Source organism: Desulforamulus hydrothermalis Lam5 = DSM 18033, assembly GCF_000315365.1.
Lineage (GTDB): Bacteria > Bacillota > Desulfotomaculia > Desulfotomaculales > Desulfotomaculaceae > Desulfotomaculum > Desulfotomaculum hydrothermale.
This window is the reverse complement of sequence record NZ_CAOS01000007.1, coordinates 45,246-59,765: the sequence shown is the minus strand read 5'-3', so window position 1 is coordinate 59,765 and position 14,520 is coordinate 45,246. Positions and strand designations below refer to the sequence as shown.

Here is a 14,520-nt window from a genome sequence, read left to right as displayed (position 1 = left end):
GTTTCCGCCGATGCTTACGCCATCATAATTATACCAGTTCCAGCAGCACCATTTCTGCTGCGTCACCCCGGCGATAACCTACCTTTACGATACGGGTATAGCCACCCTGGCGGTCAGCGTATTTCGGGGCAATGGAATCAAACAGCTTTCTTACTACATCTTCTTCATAGATATATTCCAAGCACTGGCGGCGAGCAGCCAGGTCGCCTCTTTTGGCAACTGTAACCAGCTTCTCAGCAATGCTGCGGACGTCTTTCGCCCGGGGTTCGGTGGTTTGAATCCGCTCATCCCGGAATAAAGAAGTTACCAGGTTTCTCAGCATTGCTTTGCGGTGGCCGGTGGTTAAACCAAATCTGCGATAGCCCACAAGTCGTCCCTCCCTTACTCGTCGTCTTGCCTTAACGACAGGCCTAATTCACGTAGTTTATTAACCACTTCTTCCAGCGATTTTTTACCAAGGTTGCGCACCTTCATCATATCTTCTTCATTGCGCTGGATCAGTTCTTCGACGGTGTTGATACCAGCCCGTTTCAGGCAGTTATAGGAGCGCACCGACAGATCAAGTTCTTCTATGGTCATTTCCATGATCTTGTCTTTTTGCTCCTCTTCTTTTTCCACCATAATTTCAACGTCGTTGACCGTCTCTGTTAAACCAATAAACAGCCGTAAATGCTCGCTTAAAATTTTGGCAGAAAGGCTGGTAGCCTCGTCCGGTCGGATACTGCCGTTGGTCCAGACCTCAAGAGTGAGTTTGTCGTAGTCAGTAATCTGGCCTACACGAGTGTTCTCCACCGTGTAGTTCACCTTGCGTACCGGCGTATAAATAGAGTCGACGGGAATAACCCCGATAATATGCTCACCCTTTTTGTTTTTCTCGGCAGAGGCATAACCCCGGCCCTTATTGGCGGTTATTTCCATAAACAGGCGACCGCCCGCATCCAGGGTAGCTAAATGCAAATCAGGGTTTAATATTTCCACATCGGCATCATGAATAATATCGCCGGCAGTGACGGGACCTTCGGTTTGGGCTTCTACCCGAAGAACTTTCTCCTCGTCGGAACCGTGAATCTTAAGGCAAAGATTTTTCAGATTCAGGATAATATCGGTAACGTCTTCCCGAACGCCCGGAACTGTGCTGAATTCATGCAGAACACCTTCAATTTTAACAGATGTCACAGCAGCTCCAGGCAAGGAGGAAAGTAGAATCCGGCGGAGTGAGTTGCCCAGGGTAATCCCGTAGCCACGCTCCAGCGGTTCTACTACAAATTTACCGTAAGTATTATCCTCACTCTGTTCCACAATCTCAATCTTTGGCTTTTCAATTTCCAACAATTCGGTAACCCTCCTTTGGCCGGACCGGAACTAACATATACCCGACCAATTACCTGGAATACAATTCGACGATCAGATGTTCTTCAACCGGCACGTCGATTTGATCCCGGCTTGGTAATGCGACGACTCTGCCCTTGGCTTCCTGACCGTCATATTCCAACCAGGCCGGCGGCGTACGGTCAGCAGCCCTTTCCATTAACTCCTTGATACGGGGAGAATCTTTGCTCTTGTCGCGAACGGCAATTTCATCTCCTACCCGTACTTGGAAAGAAGGAATATTTACTTTTTTACCGTTGACGGTAAAATGCCCGTGACGTACCAGCTGGCGTGCTTCCACCCGGGAGCTGGCCAGACCCAGACGGTAAACTACGTTATCCAAGCGGCGCTCCAGCAGGCGCAGTAAGTTTTCGCCTGTAACGCCGGCCTGGCGCTCTGCCTTTGCAAAATAGTTGCGGAAAGGTTTTTCCAGTACACCGTAAATACGGCGGGCCTTTTGTTTAGCACGCAGCTGAATGCCATATTCGGAAATCTTTTTACGGCTTTGACCATGCTGTCCAGGAGCATAACTGCGACGATCGACGGCGCATTTGCCGGTGTAGCAGCGGTCTCCTTTTAAGTACAGTTTCAGGCCTTCACGCCGGCATAAGCGGCATTGTGGACCAGTGTATCTTGCCATGGAAACTCACGCACCTCCCTTTACACTCTCCGGCGCTTCGGCGGCCGGCAACCATTATGCGGAATGGGTGTTACATCTTTGATAACGCTTACTTCTAAGCCTGCGGCCTGCAGCGAACGAATGGCAGCCTCGCGTCCGGAACCCGGCCCTTTTACGTTGACTTCCACTTCTTTCAAGCCGTGCTCCATGGCATCTTTGGCAGCAGCTTCGGCAGCCATTTGGGCGGCAAAGGGAGTGCTTTTACGAGAACCCTTGAAACCAACCTGACCGGCGCTGGACCAGCCCAGGGTATTGCCTTTCATGTCAGTGATGGTAACGATGGTATTGTTAAAGGTGGACTTGATATGAGCCACACCCTGCTCAATGTTTTTTCTTTCTTTACGCTTCGTTCTTACTTGGCGACGAGCCATGTCAGTTCTTTACCCCCTCTCCCGTTACTTTTTCTTGCGTGCGCCAACGGTTTTCTTGGGACCCTTGCGGGTACGAGCATTGGTTTTGGTGCGCTGGCCGCGTACAGGCAAGCCACGACGGTGTCTGACACCACGATAGCAGCCAATCTCAATGAGGCGCTTAATGTTGAGAGCGACTTCCCGACGCAGGTCACCTTCAACCTTAATGTTTTTATCAATGTAATCACGCAGTTTGTTAACTTCTTCTTCAGTCAAATCCTTAATTCTGGTGTCCGGGTTCACACCGGTTTGGGCCAGAATTTTTTCAGCGGTGGGCTTACCGATACCGTAAATATAGGTAAGTCCGATTACTGCCCGTTTATCTTTCGGCAGGTCCACCCCGGCAATACGTGCCATATTACAAATACACCTCCCGTGTTACCCTTGCTTTTGCTTGTGCTTGGGGTTTTCGCAGATAACCATTACCTTACCTTCACGGCGGATAATCTTGCATTTTTCACAAATCGGTTTGACCGATGGTCTCACTTTCATAATATAACCCTCCTTTGGGGGTAGCTTTTACTTGAAGCGGTAAACGATGCGACCCCGGGTTAAGTCATAGGGAGACAGTTCCACCGTAACCCTGTCGCCAGGCAGTATGCGGATGAAATTCATGCGAATTTTACCGGATACATGGGCCAGGACTTTGTGCCCGTTCTGCAATTCCACCCGAAACATGGCGTTCGGCAGTGGCTCCAATACTTTACCTTCTACTTCTATAACATCATTTTTAGACATTGCTCTTTACCCAACCTCCTTACCCTTTGAGTAAAGGTTCTTCCTGGAGTTGCTTCAACAGCTCAGCCAGTTCAGACATTATTTCTGCATTTGTTACTTTGCTCCGGGACACCAGCTTCGCCCCGACGGACCGGGAAACCAGCGGCCAGATTTTAAGATGCTTGGGGTTTTTTTTCTTGGGTTTTTCAATCCCTTTATATTCACCGTCAGTAACCAATACAAAACCATCCTCAGACTGATGCACAACCAGGTAGTACCTTCCTGCGTCACGCCCCTGGGTCGAACTTACCAGCTGCCCGGGCCTCACTTCACCAACCAAACCTTGCACTTTCAACACCTCTCTGTGTTCCTGGCCACTTAAATCTTTGTAAGAATTTCTGGTGTATCATCGGTTATGGCTATTGTGTGTTCAAAGTGGGCCGACAACTTACCGTCCAGTGTCACAACCGTCCAGTTGTCCGGCAGCGTGCGCACCTCAAAGGTGCCCAGGTTAACCATTGGCTCAATGGCTAACGTCATGCCTTTTTTCAGCCGGGGGCCCCGGCCGGGAGGTCCAAAATTGGGTATCTGAGGGTCTTCATGTATTTTAGATCCGATACCGTGCCCTACATAATCCCGAACAACTGACATATTATGCTTTTCCACCCATTGCTGGATGGCATGGGATACATCTGTCAGGCGGTTCCCCTCCACTGCTTGAGCAATGCCGGCATACAGGGATTGCTCGGTGACTTTTAATAAATCCCAGGCTTGCTGGCTGATTTCGCCAACCGGGAGGGTAATGGCGCTGTCGCCGACAAAACCGTTAATTACCGCACCACAGTCAATGCTAATAATATCCCCATTTTCCAGTTTTCTTAAACCGGGGATGCCGTGCACCACCTGTTCATTAACCGAGGTGCACAAGGTTGCCGGGAAACCGCCGTACCCTTTAAAAGCCGGTTTAGCACCCTTGCTGATAATAAAATCTTCAGCCTTTAAATCAAGTTCTTTGGTGGTAACGCCGGGCTTTACCATGTCCTTAATTTCGACAAAGGTTTGCGCCACCACCCGCCCTGCATCCCGCATGTAGTTTAACTCTCGCTCATTCTTAATGGTAATCATAGAATCCCACCTGCTACTTCAGGAATCCCTGGTAACTCCGCATCAGCAGGTGCGACTCAATCTGCTTCATCGTATCTAAAGCAACACCCACCACGATTAAGAGAGCGGTGCCGCCAAAGTATACGTTGGGAATCCGGGTTAAGGTAAGTATGATGTTGGGCAGGATGGCGATAACAGCCAGGAAAACAGCGCCCGCCAGTGTAATCCTGCTCATGATTTTACTGATATATTCGGCGGTAGAACGGCCCGGACGCAGACCGGGAATAAAGCCACCATACTTTTTAATGTTTTCCGCCATATCCAGCGGGTTCATAATCACCGCTGTGTAGAAATATGTGAAGCCAATGATCAGCATGGCATAAAGAATGCTGTTCAGTACGCCCCCCCAGGCAAACCACTTGAGGTACCAGTCTGCTACGGCATTGCCGGCAAACCAGGAAGCAATCTGACCCGGGAACATTAAAAGTGACGAGGCAAAGATGATGGGGATCACGCCGGCCTGGTTCACTTTTAAGGGCAGGTGAGAAGTTTGACCGCCGTAAACCCGACGCCCCACAACACGCTTGGCGTATTGTACAGGGATACGGCGCTGGCCTTCCTGCACAGCCACAACCGCAGCAATCACCAGGGCGCCGATAACAACCAGAACCAGAACGCTCAGGATGTTAATTGTGCCGGCCTGCAGATACTGGCCGATGCTCACAAGGGCTGCCGGAATACGGGATACAATACCTGCAAAAATCAACAGGGAAATACCGTTGCCAATGCCTTTTTCGGTAATCTGCTCGCCAATCCACATCAGTAATACCGTCCCTGCTGTAAATGTGATAGCCACCAGCAGGTAGTTTAATACGGTGGGATTAACCAGTGCCCCTTTAAGCGCCACCGACATACCGATGGCCTGGATAAAGGCCAGTACGGCCGTAAAATAGCGGGTGTACTGGGTGATTTTCTTGCGTCCTTCCTCGCCTTCCTTGGCCAACCTTTCCAGGTGCGGTATTACCACCGTTAACAGCTGCATAATAATAGAGGCGTTAATGTAGGGGGTAATGCTCATGGCAAAAATACTGGCATTTTTAAAGGCACCCCCGGAAATGACATCAAAGAAACCCAGCAATTGTCCCTTGGTCAGCAGATCTGCAAAAGCAGCCGGGTTAATGCCGGGCACCGGGATGTGGGCGCCCACCCGGAACAAGAACAGCATGGCTAAGGTAAACAGCAGCTTGCTGCGCAGTTCGTCCAGTTTAAAAGCGGTTTTCAGGTTATCTAACAACCTTAGATCACCTCGGCTTTTCCGCCGGCAGCTGCTATCTTTTCAGCAGCCGTTTGGCTAAAGGCGTGCACCTTCACGGTTAAAGCTTTTTCCAGGTTGCCGTCACCCAGAATTTTTACACCGTCGCCGATTTTCTTGATCACACCTGCTTCCAGTAATTTCTCAGGGGTTACCTCTGTGCCGGATTCAAACACATTGAGGGCATCCACATTAATGGCAGTGATTTTCTTTTTAAAGATATTGGTGAAGCCCCGTTTAGGGAACCGGCGCTGCAAAGGCATTTGACCGCCTTCAAAACCAGGGCGTACACCGCCGCCGGATCTTGCCTTTTGACCTTTATGTCCTCTGCCGGCGGTTTTACCTAAACCGGAACCGATACCCTGGCCCTTGCGGGTTGCTTTTCTTCTCGCTCCGGGGGCTGGTCTTAATTCGTGGAGATTCAACCGGTACACCTCCTTTAGGCTTCCTCAACCTTAACCAGGTGAGCAACTTTATTGATCATTCCCCTGATGGCGGGAGAATCACTTTTTTCCACTACACTATTGGTCTTACCCAAGCCAAGGGCGCGGACAATTTTCCGCTGTGCCTCCGGCCTGCCGATAAGACTGCGTACCAGTGTGATTTTCAGCTTGGCCATTGTCCGTCCCCCTAACCTAACAATTCTTCCACTGTTTTGCCACGTAAGCGGGCTACTTCTTCAGGGGTCTTAAGTTTTTTAAGACCGTCCATAGTAGCGTTAACCATGTTGTTGGCATTGTTGGAGCCCAGGGATTTGGTTAAAATATCCCGAATCCCGGCCAGTTCCAAAATTGCCCGCACAGGGCCGCCGGCAATAACTCCGGTACCTTTGGCGGCAGGCTTCATTAAAACTTTGCCGGCGCCAAAATGGCCCACTACTTCGTGCGTAATGGTTGTGCCATGTAAGGGCACTTTAATCAGATTTTTCTTGGCATCTTCAACACCCTTGCGGATGGCTTCGGGAACTTCTGCCGCCTTCCCTAAGCCGGCTCCCACATGGCCGTTGCCGTCGCCGACCACTACCAGGGCGGAAAAGCTAAAGCGCCGGCCGCCCTTTACAACTTTGGCTACACGGTTTATATACACAACCTTCTCGGTTAGTTCCAACTTGCTGGCGTCAATTCTTGCCATGAGTCGTTGCTTCCCTCCTTTGTCTTAAGACTAGAAGTCCAGCCCTGCTTCTCTGGCACCTTCTGCCAGAGCTTTGACCCGGCCGTGATAAATATAGCCGGCCCGGTCAAATACAACCTGCTTAATGCCTTTCTCCAGGGCCTTTTTACCGATTAAGTTTCCGACAGCTTTGGCAGCCTCAATATTGCCGCCGCTTTTCAGCTGACCTTTTAATTCCGGCGATAGGGTTGAAGCAGCAATCACTGTCACGCCAGTTTCATCATTGATGAGTTGGGCATAAATATTGTTCAAGCTGCGGAACACATTAAGACGAGGTCTTGCCGCTGTGCCCACAATTTTATTCCGTACTCTGCGACGACGTTTTGCACGTATCGCTTTACGGTCAATTTTGGTAAGCAACCGAGTTCAACTCCTTCCCTATTTCTTACCTTTACCGCCGGCTTTACCTGCCTTACGGCGGATAACTTCGCCTTCGTATTTAATCCCCTTGCCTTTATAAGGTTCGGGCTCACGCACAGCACGAATATTGGCTGCCAGTTGGCCCACTGCTTGTTTATCGGCCCCTTTAACAGAAATCTTGGTAGGAGCCGGAACTTCAATTTCAATTCCTGCCGGGGGTTCAATTTCCACCGGGTGAGAATAACCAATGGTTAACACCAGCTTATTCCCTTGCTTGGCAGCACGGTAGCCGACACCAACCAGTTCCAGATTGCGCTGAAAACCTTTGGTTACGCCTTCTACCATATTGCTTAACAGGGTGCGGGTTAAACCATGCAGAGACCGGTGATTCTTCGCATCACTGGGGCGTTCTACCACCAGGTTGCCTTCTTCCAGCTTAATAATCATATCCCGGTGGAATTCCCGCTCCAGTTGACCTATGGGGCCTTTAACTCTGACTACATTGCCGTCAATCTGAACGTCTACACCCTGGGGCACCGGAATGGGTTTTTTACCAATCCTGGACATCAATCACACCTCCTGTTACGAACGCTACCAGACGTAGCAAACAACCTCGCCGCCCAGACCGGCTTGACGCGCTTGTTTGTCGGTCATGATTCCTTTTGATGTAGAAACAATTGCAATACCCAGGCCGCCCAATACTTTGGGAATTTGATCTTTTTTCGCATATACCCGCAGACCGGGCTTGGAAATTCTTTTCAAGCCGCTGATGACGCGCTGCTTGTTGCTGCCATATTTCAGATAAATTCTGATGACACCTTGTTTACCATCATCAATAGTTTCGTAGTCTTTAATATAGCCCTCTTGCTTTAAAATTTCCGCAATAGCCTTTTTAACGTTGGAGGCCGGGGCTTCTACTTTATCATGGTAAACAGTATTAGCATTGCGAATTCTGGTGAGGAAATCCGCAATGGGATCAGTCATGACCATGTGATGCAACCTCCTTCCTGATTACCAGCTGGCTTTCTTAACTCCAGGAATCTCTCCACGGTAGGAAAGTTCACGGAAGCAAATACGGCAAATGCCAAATTTTCTCATATAGGCATGGGGGCGACCACACAGTTTGCAACGATTATGGGCACGCACTGCGAATTTCGGTGGTCTTTTTGATTTTTCGATCATGGATTTTTTGGCCATCGAACACCCTCCTTTACCGGAAGTTAGCTAGCTTTAACAAAGGGCATGCCCATCAGTCTCAGCAGCTCTCTGGCTTCTTCGTCGGTTTTGGCAGTGGTTACGAATGTAATATCCATACCACGCACTTTGTCAATTTTATCATATTCAATTTCCGGGAAAATAAGCTGTTCCTTAAGGCCCAGGGTGTAGTTGCCGCGACCGTCAAAAGATTTGTCGGTAACGCCGCGGAAATCTCTTACCCGGGGTAAGGCAATGTTGAACAGCTTATCAACAAATTCATACATCCGTTCACCACGCAGGGTAACTTTAGCGCCAATGGTCATGCCTGCACGGAGTTTAAAGGCAGCGATGGACTTTTTGGCTTTGGTGGTGATGGGGCGCTGGCCGGTAATAGCCATCAAGTCGCCGACGGCTGCGTCAACGGCTTTGCTGTTTTGAATAGCTTCACCCAGACCAATGTTAACAACAACTTTTTCTATTTTAGGTACCTGCATAATATTCTTGTAGCCAAATTTCTGCATTAAAGCAGGTACAACTTCCTTTTGATATTTTTCCTTCAGCCTTGCCACGTGTTCTCCTCCTTTCCGGCGCCCTTGTTAGCTGAGACTTTCCCCGCAATGCTTGCAAACCCGCTCTTTGTTGCCGTTATCCAGAATCTTTTTCTTAATTCTGGTGGGTTTGTTGCATTTAGAGCAATACAGCATAACGTTGGAGCTATGGATGGGGGCCTCTTTTTCCACAATGCCGCCCTGGGGCATCTGGGGAGTGGCCTTCATGTGACGCTTGACAATGTTAATGCCTTCGACAATCACGCGGCTTTTAGCCGGTTCAACGGATACTACTTTACCCTTCTTGCCGGCATCTTTACCGGTGATGACAAGTACAGTATCGCCCTTGCGAACGTGAACTTTCGGCATGTCGTTCATACACCTCCTGTTTGAGGTGAGAGGTGGAAGACAGAGGTTGGATCGATTTTCTCTCCTACCACTCTTACCTCTTGCTTTAAGCCACTAGATAACTTCAGGTGCCAGGGAAACGATTTTCATAAAGTCTTTTTCACGCAGTTCCCGGGCCACAGGTCCAAAAATACGTGTACCCCTGGGGGTTTTATCGTCTTTAATAATAACGGCTGCGTTTTCATCAAACTTGATGTATGAGCCGTCCGGCCGGCGTACTTCTTTGTTGGTGCGGACAACTACGCACTTAACCACATCACCTTTTTTAACAACGCCGCCGGGTGTAGCTTCTTTAACGGAAGCTATGATAATATCGCCAACGCTGGCATAACGACGCAGGGATCCGCCCAGCACACGGATGCACATTAACTTGCGAGCCCCGGTGTTATCTGCAGCTTTTAAAATGGTTTGCACTTGAATCACGGCATAAACCTCCCTTCGTACCCGGTATCGGCCAAAACCTTACAGTTGTTCTGCCCGTTCCAGGATTTCAACAACACGCCAGCGCTTATCCTTGGACAGCGGGCGGGTTTCCATGATACGAACAATATCGCCAATGCGGCAGCTGTTTTCTTCATCATGGGCTTTAAATTTCTTTGTTTTACGAATGGTGCGGTTGTACAGCGGGTGGCGCACACGATCCTCAACTGCTACCACAACAGTTTTTTCCATTTTATCGCTTACCACTCTGCCCTGGCGAACCTTACGCATATTACGCCCTTGCTCCACCATCGTACCTCCTTCCTGGTCGATGACAATTACCGGTTACCGGCTTAGCGAATGCCAAGTTTTCTCTCGGTTTGTACAGTTTTTAAACGAGCAATTTTCCGCTTGCATTCTTTAATCTTCATGGGGTTATCCAATTGTCCGGTTGCCAATTGAAATCTTAACTTGAAGAGCTCGTCTTTGGAGTCATCTATCTTCTTAGCCAATTCGGCATCAGTAAGATCTCTGATTTCCTTAGCTTTCATTGGCTTCACCTACTTCCCCACGTTTTACGAACTTGCATTTAACAGGCAGCTTGTGCATAGCCAAGCGCATGGCTTCACGGGCAGTTGCTTCGGGAACCCCGGCAACCTCAAACATAATCCGGCCCGGCTTAACTATAGCCACCCAGTGCTCCGGAGCACCCTTACCGGAACCCATGCGGGTTTCAGCCGGTTTTTGGGTGATGGGCTTATCCGGGAAAATGCGAATCCATACTTTACCACCACGTTTGATATAACGGGTCATGGCAATACGAGCAGCTTCGATTTGACGGTTAGTAATCCAACCTGCTTCCAGGGCCTGGATCCCGTATTCGCCGAAGCTTACTTCTCTACCGCCTTTAGTAACACCGCCGTTGCCACGGGGACGGTGCTGCTTGCGGTACTTAACCCTTTTCGGAATAAGCATCGGTTACTCGCCTCCTTGACCGGCTGCGGTTTTCTTCGCTTCCGGTAAAACTTCTCCTTTGTAAATCCATACTTTAACGCCAATTTTACCGTAGGTTGTATTGGCTTCGGCAAACCCATAGTCTATATCTGCACGCAGGGTATGCAGGGGTACTTTTCCCTCGCTGTACCATTCGGTACGCGCAATTTCGGCGCCGGCCAAGCGACCGCTGCAGGCAATTTTAATGCCCTTGGCGCCCATTCTGAGGGATCTTTGAACGGTTTGCTTCATGGCCCGGCGGAATGCCACCCGTTTCTCCAGTTGTGCAGCAATGTTTTCAGCCACCAGTTGGGCATCAACTTCCGGATTTTTAATTTCTACAATGTTAACATGAACTTGCTTGCCGGTCATTTTTTCCAGCTCTTTTCTAAGAGCTTCCACTTCAGCACCGCCACGACCAATTACAATGCCCGGTTTAGCGGTATGAATAGAAATCTTAACCCGGTTAGCCGCCCGCTCAATTTGTGTTTTAGAAATACCGGCCTGGTAAAGCTTGCCTTTGATAAACTGACGAATCTTAACGTCTTCAATCAGCAAATTGGAGTAATTGCGCTTATCAGCAAACCATTTACCTTCCCAGTCTTTGATTATGCCAATCCGCAAACCCTTTGGGTTAACCTTCTGACCCACGCAATTATCCCTCCTTTTTGTCCGAAACCACAACTGTAATGTGGCTGGTTCTTCTTTTAATAATATCCGCACGGCCCATGGCTCTGGGCATCATACGCTTCAGGCTGGGACCCTGGTCTACATAAATTTTGGTAATGACCAATTCATCTTTATCCATGTCATAGTTATGTTCCGCGTTAGCAGCAGCAGACTTGACTACCTTGGTAACGGCAGCGGCAGCTTTGTTCGGGGTGTAGCGCAGGATGGCCAAGGCCTCGTTTAACTTTTTGCCCCGAATCAAATCTACTACCATGCGGGCCTTACGCGGGGATACGCGGATAAATTTGGCGACTGCTCTCGCTTCCATCGTTTAGCCCCCTCTTATGGTTACTTAACACCAGTGGAACGCTCGCCGGCGTGTCCTCTGTAGGTACGGGTAGGTGCAAATTCACCCAGTTTGTGTCCAACCATATCTTCTGTAATATATACCGGAATATGCTTACGGCCGTCATATACTGCAATGGTATGGCCAATCATCTGCGGGAAGATGGTGGAACGGCGGGACCAGGTTTTGATAACCTTTTTTTCACCCTTCTCATTCATCTGCTCAATTTTTTTTAACAGGTGATCGTCAATAAACGGTCCTTTTTTAAGAGAACGAGCCATTATGAACCTCCTTCCGGATCATGCTCATGTTCCAAATTCACGGGGCCGGGCGTACAACGACCCCATGCCTTTATTTACTGCGGCGTTTAACTATCAGGCGATCGCTCTTTTTCTTACCGCGGGTCTTAACGCCCATTGCCAGTTTACCCCAAGGAGTAGAGGGTTGACGGCCGATGGGGTTACGTCCTTCACCACCGCCGTGGGGGTGATCAACCGGGTTCATAACTTTACCGCGTACTGTGGGTCTGATACCCAGGTGACGGGCCCGACCGGCTTTACCAATGGTAATGTTTTCGTGTTCCAGGTTGCCAACCTGGCCGACAGTGGCGCGGCACTCCTGCAGCACCAGCCGCATTTCGCCGGAAGGCAGGCGCAGGTTAGCATACTTGCCTTCTTTCGCCATTAACTGGGCAGCAGCACCGGCAGAGCGAACCAGTTGGCCGCCGGCCCCCGGGTACAGTTCAACGTTGTGTACCATGGTGCCCACCGGAATGTTGCGCAGGGGCAGGCAGTTACCCACTTTAATGTCTGCATTGGGGCCCGATTCAACGGTCATGCCAACTTCCAGGCCTACGGGAGCAATAATATAGCGCTTTTCACCGTCCACATAGTGCAGCAGGGCAATGCGGGCGGAACGGTTAGGATCGTATTCAATAGCTGCAACTTTAGCCGGAATACCGTCTTTGTTGCGCTTAAAATCAATAATGCGGTACATCCGCTTGTGGCCACCACCCTGGTGCCGTACGGTAATGCGGCCCTGGGCGTTGCGTCCTCCGTTCTTTTTAAGAGGCTCCAGCAGAGATTTTTCAGGTTTGGTCTTGGTGATCTCGCTAAAGTCGGGGACGGTAACAAACCGGCGGCCAGGTGAGGTAGGTTTATAAGATTTTACTGCCACCTGGGCTTCCCTCCTTACAGTCCTTCAAAGATCTCGATCTTGTCGCCTTCTCGCAAGGTAACAATGGCTTTTTTGCGTTCAGGTGTTCTGCCGATGAATTGGCGCACACGCTTAAGTTTGCCCTTCACCCGCATGGTGTTAACCTTTTCCACCTTGACCTTGAAGATATCCTCAACAGCCTGTTTAATTTCGGTCTTATTAGCTTTCAAATCAACAATAAAGGTGTATTTGTTATCGGCTAATAAACGGGTACTTTTTTCGGTAACCACCGGCTTGATGAGGATGTCGCGCGGATTTTTCATTACGCCAGCACCTCCTCGATCTTAGCCACGGCGTCCTTGGTAATAACCAGTTTGGTGTACTTTAACAGGTCATAAACATTAACGCCTTCAGCTTTTAAGGGTTTTACCCCGGCAATGTTGCGAGCGGATTTTTCCACATTAACATCCCGCTCGGCTGTTACAACCAGCGCCTTGTTAGCGTTCAGGTTGTTCAGGATGCGCACCATTTCTTTGGTTTTGGGAGCATCTATGGTAAGGGCATCCAATACAATAATGTTATTGCTTTTAACTTTGCTGGAAAGCGCGGATTTCAGAGCCAGCCGGCGTACTTTCTTGGGCAAGGAGAAAGAGTAATCACGCGGATGGGGTCCGAAAATGGTGCCGCCTTTACGCCAAAGAGGAGATCTGATGGAACCTACTCTGGCACGGCCGGTGCCCTTTTGGCGCCAAGGCTTGCGTCCGCCGCCGCTGACCTCTGCTCTGGTTTTGGTATCATGGGTACCTTGACGCTGGTTGGCAAGCTGCATGGTTACGGCATCATGCAGGACGGATTCGTGGGGCTCGATGCCGAACACTTCGTCCTTCAGCTCCACTTCGCCCACCTGTTCGCCGTTGACGTTATATAAAGCTACTTTAGGCATTGGATTCACAGTCCTCCTTTCGCTGCGCCACCGCTACTTGGCCTTGACGCTGTTTTTAATCAGTAACAGGCCGCCCCTTGGGCCGGGTACTGCACCTTTAATGGCCAGCAAGTTGCGTTCGGCATCCACCTTAACAACTTCCAGGTTTTGTACGGTTACCCGTTCAACACCATAGTGGCCGGGCAGCTTTCTGCCTTTAAAGGTTCGGGCAGGGCCTTTGGCTGCGGAGGAACCGGGCCGACGGTGATATTTTGAACCATGGGCCATTGGTCCGCGGTGGAAGTTATGGCGTTTAATGCCGCCGGCAAAACCGCGTCCTTTGGAAGTTCCTACAACGTCCACCTTTTCCCCGGCGGCAAAGATGTCCGCTTTGATTTCTTGACCTACTTGATATTCTTCAAGGTTTTCTACCTTGATTTCCCGCAGAAAACGCACCGGACGCACGCCGGCCTTGGCCAGATGGCCCTTGATGGGTTTGTTGATCAGGTTTTCGCGTTTTTCGCCAAAGCCCAACTGAACGGCTGCATATCCGTCATTCTCGGGAGTTTTTTTCTGTACCACCAGGCAGGGGCCGGCTTCTACAACAGTTACCGGGATGGCCACACCTGCTTCGTTAAAAATTTGGGTCATGCCCACTTTTTTGCCAAGAATACCTTTTGGCATGACAAAACACCTCCTGTTATAGTCAGAGGTTAGAAGCCCGTGGGTCCCCCCAGGGCTT

General features: G+C 49.8%; 30 protein-coding genes. All 30 read right to left on the bottom strand.

Translation table 11 applies throughout. From position 1 onward, the window contains the following. Positions 1–28: 28 nt before the first annotated feature. The 30 genes from rplQ to rplC all read right to left on the bottom strand — a co-directional run bounded on the left by rplQ (position 29) and on the right by rplC (position 14,462). On the bottom strand, positions 29–367 hold the full coding sequence (gene rplQ / locus DESHY_RS04960) for a 50S ribosomal protein L17 (protein ID WP_008410895.1): 339 nt from the start codon (positions 365–367) through the stop codon (positions 29–31). A gap of 14 nt (positions 368–381) precedes the next feature. Continuing rightward, positions 382–1,332: a DNA-directed RNA polymerase subunit alpha gene (locus DESHY_RS04955; RefSeq protein WP_008410894.1), complete on the bottom strand. Its 951-nt coding sequence runs from the start codon at positions 1,330–1,332 to the stop codon at positions 382–384. A 49-nt stretch (positions 1,333–1,381) separates the two neighbouring features. Beyond that, entirely contained in the window at positions 1,382–2,008 is a 627-nt protein-coding gene (gene rpsD / locus DESHY_RS04950; RefSeq protein ID WP_008410893.1) for a 30S ribosomal protein S4, read from the bottom strand. A 20-nt stretch (positions 2,009–2,028) separates the two neighbouring features. Beyond that, positions 2,029–2,418 carry a 30S ribosomal protein S11 gene (gene rpsK, locus DESHY_RS04945; RefSeq protein WP_008410892.1) on the bottom strand — a complete coding sequence of 130 codons (390 nt, stop codon included), beginning with the start codon at positions 2,416–2,418 and terminating at the stop codon, positions 2,029–2,031. A gap of 24 nt (positions 2,419–2,442) precedes the next feature. After that, positions 2,443–2,814 carry a 30S ribosomal protein S13 gene (rpsM, locus tag DESHY_RS04940; RefSeq protein ID WP_008410891.1) on the bottom strand — a complete coding sequence of 124 codons (372 nt, stop codon included), beginning with the start codon at positions 2,812–2,814 and terminating at the stop codon, positions 2,443–2,445. 21 nt (positions 2,815–2,835) lie between these two features. Next, positions 2,836–2,949 carry a 50S ribosomal protein L36 gene (rpmJ, locus tag DESHY_RS04935; RefSeq protein WP_003544690.1) on the bottom strand — a complete coding sequence of 38 codons (114 nt, stop codon included), beginning with the start codon at positions 2,947–2,949 and terminating at the stop codon, positions 2,836–2,838. A 27-nt stretch (positions 2,950–2,976) separates the two neighbouring features. Continuing rightward, entirely contained in the window at positions 2,977–3,195 is a 219-nt protein-coding gene (infA, locus tag DESHY_RS04930; RefSeq protein WP_003544696.1) for a translation initiation factor IF-1, read from the bottom strand. A 19-nt stretch (positions 3,196–3,214) separates the two neighbouring features. Further along, complete coding sequence (locus tag DESHY_RS04925) at positions 3,215–3,523, bottom strand: KOW domain-containing RNA-binding protein (protein ID WP_008410885.1); 309 nt, start codon at positions 3,521–3,523, stop codon at positions 3,215–3,217. Positions 3,524–3,552: 29 nt separating this feature from the next. Then, on the bottom strand, positions 3,553–4,299 hold the full coding sequence (gene map, locus DESHY_RS04920) for a type I methionyl aminopeptidase (protein ID WP_008410883.1): 747 nt from the start codon (positions 4,297–4,299) through the stop codon (positions 3,553–3,555). 13 nt (positions 4,300–4,312) lie between these two features. Then, positions 4,313–5,572: a preprotein translocase subunit SecY gene (gene secY / locus DESHY_RS04915; protein ID WP_008410882.1), complete on the bottom strand. Its 1,260-nt coding sequence runs from the start codon at positions 5,570–5,572 to the stop codon at positions 4,313–4,315. Positions 5,573–5,574: 2 nt separating this feature from the next. Beyond that, complete coding sequence (rplO, locus tag DESHY_RS04910) at positions 5,575–6,015, bottom strand: 50S ribosomal protein L15 (protein WP_048817898.1); 441 nt, start codon at positions 6,013–6,015, stop codon at positions 5,575–5,577. 14 nt (positions 6,016–6,029) lie between these two features. Next, positions 6,030–6,209, bottom strand: a complete 180-nt coding sequence (gene rpmD, locus DESHY_RS04905) for a 50S ribosomal protein L30 (RefSeq protein ID WP_008410879.1) — start codon at positions 6,207–6,209, stop codon at positions 6,030–6,032. 11 nt (positions 6,210–6,220) lie between these two features. After that, complete coding sequence (gene rpsE, locus DESHY_RS04900; protein ID WP_008410877.1) at positions 6,221–6,721, bottom strand: 30S ribosomal protein S5; 501 nt, start codon at positions 6,719–6,721, stop codon at positions 6,221–6,223. A 30-nt stretch (positions 6,722–6,751) separates the two neighbouring features. Continuing rightward, positions 6,752–7,120 carry a 50S ribosomal protein L18 gene (rplR, locus tag DESHY_RS04895; RefSeq protein WP_008410875.1) on the bottom strand — a complete coding sequence of 123 codons (369 nt, stop codon included), beginning with the start codon at positions 7,118–7,120 and terminating at the stop codon, positions 6,752–6,754. An 18-nt stretch (positions 7,121–7,138) separates the two neighbouring features. Continuing rightward, positions 7,139–7,687 carry a 50S ribosomal protein L6 gene (gene rplF, locus DESHY_RS04890; protein ID WP_008410873.1) on the bottom strand — a complete coding sequence of 183 codons (549 nt, stop codon included), beginning with the start codon at positions 7,685–7,687 and terminating at the stop codon, positions 7,139–7,141. Between the two features lie 24 nt (positions 7,688–7,711). Next, positions 7,712–8,110, bottom strand: coding sequence for a 30S ribosomal protein S8 (rpsH, locus tag DESHY_RS04885; RefSeq protein WP_008410872.1), 399 nt, complete (start codon positions 8,108–8,110; stop codon positions 7,712–7,714). A gap of 21 nt (positions 8,111–8,131) precedes the next feature. After that, positions 8,132–8,317 carry a type Z 30S ribosomal protein S14 gene (locus DESHY_RS04880; RefSeq protein WP_048817897.1) on the bottom strand — a complete coding sequence of 62 codons (186 nt, stop codon included), beginning with the start codon at positions 8,315–8,317 and terminating at the stop codon, positions 8,132–8,134. A 23-nt stretch (positions 8,318–8,340) separates the two neighbouring features. Continuing rightward, positions 8,341–8,886, bottom strand: a complete 546-nt coding sequence (gene rplE, locus DESHY_RS04875; protein WP_008410870.1) for a 50S ribosomal protein L5 — start codon at positions 8,884–8,886, stop codon at positions 8,341–8,343. 27 nt (positions 8,887–8,913) lie between these two features. Next, entirely contained in the window at positions 8,914–9,234 is a 321-nt protein-coding gene (gene rplX, locus DESHY_RS04870; RefSeq protein WP_008410869.1) for a 50S ribosomal protein L24, read from the bottom strand. A gap of 93 nt (positions 9,235–9,327) precedes the next feature. Continuing rightward, positions 9,328–9,696: a 50S ribosomal protein L14 gene (gene rplN / locus DESHY_RS04865; protein ID WP_008410868.1), complete on the bottom strand. Its 369-nt coding sequence runs from the start codon at positions 9,694–9,696 to the stop codon at positions 9,328–9,330. 39 nt (positions 9,697–9,735) lie between these two features. Next, on the bottom strand, positions 9,736–10,005 hold the full coding sequence (rpsQ, locus tag DESHY_RS04860) for a 30S ribosomal protein S17 (protein ID WP_008410867.1): 270 nt from the start codon (positions 10,003–10,005) through the stop codon (positions 9,736–9,738). A gap of 41 nt (positions 10,006–10,046) precedes the next feature. Beyond that, positions 10,047–10,244, bottom strand: coding sequence for a 50S ribosomal protein L29 (gene rpmC, locus DESHY_RS04855; RefSeq protein ID WP_048817896.1), 198 nt, complete (start codon positions 10,242–10,244; stop codon positions 10,047–10,049). Then, positions 10,234–10,668: a 50S ribosomal protein L16 gene (gene rplP, locus DESHY_RS04850; protein ID WP_008410864.1), complete on the bottom strand. Its 435-nt coding sequence runs from the start codon at positions 10,666–10,668 to the stop codon at positions 10,234–10,236. Before rplP ends, rpmC begins: the two co-directional genes overlap by 11 nt. A 3-nt stretch (positions 10,669–10,671) precedes the next feature. After that, positions 10,672–11,337 carry a 30S ribosomal protein S3 gene (gene rpsC / locus DESHY_RS04845; protein ID WP_008410863.1) on the bottom strand — a complete coding sequence of 222 codons (666 nt, stop codon included), beginning with the start codon at positions 11,335–11,337 and terminating at the stop codon, positions 10,672–10,674. A 4-nt stretch (positions 11,338–11,341) separates the two neighbouring features. Further along, positions 11,342–11,683 carry a 50S ribosomal protein L22 gene (gene rplV, locus DESHY_RS04840; protein ID WP_008410862.1) on the bottom strand — a complete coding sequence of 114 codons (342 nt, stop codon included), beginning with the start codon at positions 11,681–11,683 and terminating at the stop codon, positions 11,342–11,344. Between the two features lie 20 nt (positions 11,684–11,703). After that, a complete protein-coding gene (rpsS, locus tag DESHY_RS04835; protein WP_008410861.1) occupies positions 11,704–11,982 on the bottom strand; it encodes a 30S ribosomal protein S19 in 279 nt (92 codons plus the stop codon). Between the two features lie 70 nt (positions 11,983–12,052). Beyond that, complete coding sequence (gene rplB, locus DESHY_RS04830) at positions 12,053–12,877, bottom strand: 50S ribosomal protein L2 (RefSeq protein WP_008410860.1); 825 nt, start codon at positions 12,875–12,877, stop codon at positions 12,053–12,055. Between the two features lie 14 nt (positions 12,878–12,891). Further along, positions 12,892–13,179, bottom strand: a complete 288-nt coding sequence (rplW, locus tag DESHY_RS04825) for a 50S ribosomal protein L23 (RefSeq protein ID WP_008410859.1) — start codon at positions 13,177–13,179, stop codon at positions 12,892–12,894. Then, a complete protein-coding gene (gene rplD, locus DESHY_RS04820; RefSeq protein ID WP_008410858.1) occupies positions 13,179–13,799 on the bottom strand; it encodes a 50S ribosomal protein L4 in 621 nt (206 codons plus the stop codon). Before rplD ends, rplW begins: the two co-directional genes overlap by 1 nt. Positions 13,800–13,832: 33 nt before the next feature. Beyond that, positions 13,833–14,462, bottom strand: coding sequence for a 50S ribosomal protein L3 (gene rplC, locus DESHY_RS04815; RefSeq protein WP_008410857.1), 630 nt, complete (start codon positions 14,460–14,462; stop codon positions 13,833–13,835). Positions 14,463–14,520 lie beyond the last annotated feature (58 nt).